This is a genomic window from Aquabacterium sp. UBA2148, assembly GCF_002328915.1.
GTDB lineage: Bacteria > Pseudomonadota > Gammaproteobacteria > Burkholderiales > Burkholderiaceae_C > Aquabacterium > Aquabacterium parvum.
This window is the reverse complement of record NZ_DCXA01000200.1, coordinates 1-2,546: the sequence shown is the minus strand read 5'-3', so window position 1 is coordinate 2,546 and position 2,546 is coordinate 1. Positions and strand designations below refer to the sequence as shown.

General features: G+C 67.3%; 3 protein-coding genes. All 3 read right to left on the bottom strand.

Features of this window, described 5'->3' with window-relative positions:
- Nucleotides 1-1,548, bottom strand: a 1,548-nt coding sequence (gene pcnB / locus B2W70_RS11150) for a polynucleotide adenylyltransferase PcnB (protein WP_286745719.1), incomplete at its 3' end; no start/stop codon positions are given.
- A complete protein-coding gene (locus B2W70_RS11145; protein WP_286745717.1) occupies nucleotides 1,545-2,213 on the bottom strand; it encodes an HAD family hydrolase in 669 nt (222 codons plus the stop codon). The genes pcnB and B2W70_RS11145, both read right to left, overlap by 4 nt.
- A partial coding sequence (locus B2W70_RS11140; RefSeq protein WP_286745715.1) for an HdaA/DnaA family protein occupies nucleotides 2,210-2,546 on the bottom strand: 337 nt, incomplete at its 5' end. The genes B2W70_RS11145 and B2W70_RS11140, both read right to left, overlap by 4 nt.

The window sequence follows — 2,546 nt, the reverse complement described above, 5'->3', positions numbered from 1 at the left end:
GGGTGCACCGCCGTCGCCTGCCACATCGGTGACCTCATAGGCCTCGTCATCGCCTTGGTTGTCATCCGACGCCACTGGCTGGGATGCGGATGCCACAGAGGCCTTGCTGCGAGGCACCCGACGCGGGCCACCCTGCCCGGCCTGCTGACGCGCAGCGTCCATCAGGCGGCGGCGCTCGACATCGTCGGCCAGGGAGAAGTCCTCCCACCAGGTCGCCAGGTCGGCCGCAACTTCGCCGCACTGCCCACGCAAGCGCAGGAAGTCGAAGCCGGCGCGGAAACGCGGCTGCTCGACCAGCGACAGCGGACCGTTGCCCGTGCGCCGATCGAAACGGGGTTGCATGGTCCAGATTTCACGCATGTCGGTGGCGAGCTTGCCGCGACCCGAGATGTCGCCGATGCGGGCATCGAAAACGGCGTCGGTGGCCGACTGCAGCGCCGGGAACACCGGCTCGCCCTGGGCCTGGTTGCGCTGCCAGTGGTCCAGCACGTCATGCCAGAGCAGGCAGGCCAGCAGGAAGCTGGGCGCCACCGGCTTGCCCTCCGCGACGCGCCGATCGGTGTCGGCCAGCGCCAGCTGCACGAACTGCTCGCGCCCGGGGTGGCGGCGAGCCTCATCGAACACCGCATCGAGGATGGGGAAGACGCCGCGATCGAGGCCTTGCTTGCGCAACTGCTCGATGGAGGCTCGCGCATGCCCGGTCTGCAGCAGCTTGATCATTTCGTCGAACAGGCGAGACTGCGGCACGTTGGCAAGCAGCTCGGACATCTCGCGGATGGGCTCTCGCGTCTTGGGTTCGATCTCGAAGCCCAGCTTGGCGGCAAAACGCACCACGCGGATGATGCGCACCGGGTCTTCGCGGTAGCGGGTCTCTGGGTGGCCGATCATGCGCAGCACGCGCTTTTTGGCGTCCTGGATGCCGCCGTGGTAGTCGACCACGACCTGCGTGCGCGGGTCGTAGTACATGGCGTTGATGGTGAAGTCGCGGCGCGCAGCGTCCTGGTCCTGCGGGCCCCAGACGTTGTCGCGCAAGACGCGGCCGCTGGCGTCCACGACGTGGGACTTGTCGGCCAGCTCGCGCTTGGAGGTCTTTTCGTTGCCGGAGACTTGCTCAGCGGCGTCGTTGTCGAGGTAGGCGCGGAAGGTCGAGACCTCGATCACCTCGTGCTCGCGACCGCGGCCATAGACCACGTGCACGATGCGAAAGCGCCGGCCGATGATGAAGGCGCGGCGGAACAGGCCCTTGACCTGCTCGGGCGTGGCGTTGGTGGCCACGTCGAAGTCTTTCGGGCGCAGGCCCAGCAGCAGGTCGCGCACGGCGCCACCGACGATGTAGGCCTCGTAGCCGGCGTCTTGCAGGGTTTCGACGACCTTGCGCGCACGCTCGTCGACCAGCTTGGGGTCGATGCCGTGCTCGGAGGCCGGCACGTCAACGCGTTTGCCTGTGGGGATGCGCGCAGGCTTGGCCCCGCCTTTGGCGGCGTGGGCGTGCGGGCGCTTGTGGGGGGCGCTCTTGCCGAGGAACTTGTGAATCAGGCTTTTGATCATGCAAACAACCGGAGGATGCGCCAGCCTCGAGACTGCGCCACGGCTTCCAGCTCGGGGCTGGGGTTGGTGGCCACTGGGTCGGTGGCCCGCTCAAGCAGGGGCAGGTCGTTGGGGGAGTCGCTGTAGAAACTGACGCGATCAAACTGGCCGAGGTGGCGACCCTGATCAGACAGCCATTGTTCCACACGTGTGATCTTGCCTTCGCGGAACGAGGGCACGCCGTCGATGCGGCCGTTCACCCGCCCCAGGTCGTCGCGCTGCAAACGCACGGCGATCAGGTCGTCCACACCAAAGGCGTCGGCGATCGGGCGGGTGACGAATTCGTTGGTGGCGGTGACGATGGCCAGCAGGTCGCCTTGGGCGCGGTGGCGCTCGACCAGCTCGACCGCCTGAGGTTTGAGCGCCGGCAGGATCACCTCGCCCATGTACGCCTGCTGCAGCGCCGACTGTTCGGCCACCGACAACTCGCGCCAGACGCTGGTGGTGAAGGCGATGTAGTCATCCAGCACCAGGGTGCCGTCGCAGTACTGGCGGTAGAAATCGTCGTTTCGACGCCGGTAATCGGCGCCATCGACCAGGCCCTGGCGGATGATGAACTCCCCGAATTCGTGGTCGGAATCCAGCGGCAGGAGGGTGTGGTCGAGGTCGAAGAGGCAGAGGTTCATGGTGAGGGGGATTCTGAGGCCAGCATCTGTTTGAGCAAGGGGATGGTGACCAGCCTGTGCTCGGACAGGGCATAGACGTCGAGGCGATCGAGCAGGCCCATCAGGGAGCCGAGGTCGCGCTCGTGGCGACTGAGCAGGTAGGCCAGCACCTCTTCGCTCAGGAGCATGCCTCGGCGCTGGGCGGCCTGCTGCAACACCTCGCGCACCCCGGCCTCGTCCAGGGGCTGCAGGGCGAAGGACAAGCCCCAGCCCAGGCGCGTGCGCAGGTCATCGCGCACGGGCAGGTCCACCACCGGCAGGCGGCCAGCGGCCAGGATGAACAGCTCGCCTGCC

Excerpts from the sequence above, each read along its gene's own strand:
- B2W70_RS11145 (WP_286745717.1), bottom strand. The coding sequence starts at position 2,213 with ATGAACCTCTGCCTCTTCGACCTCGACCACACCCTCCTGCCGCTGGAT.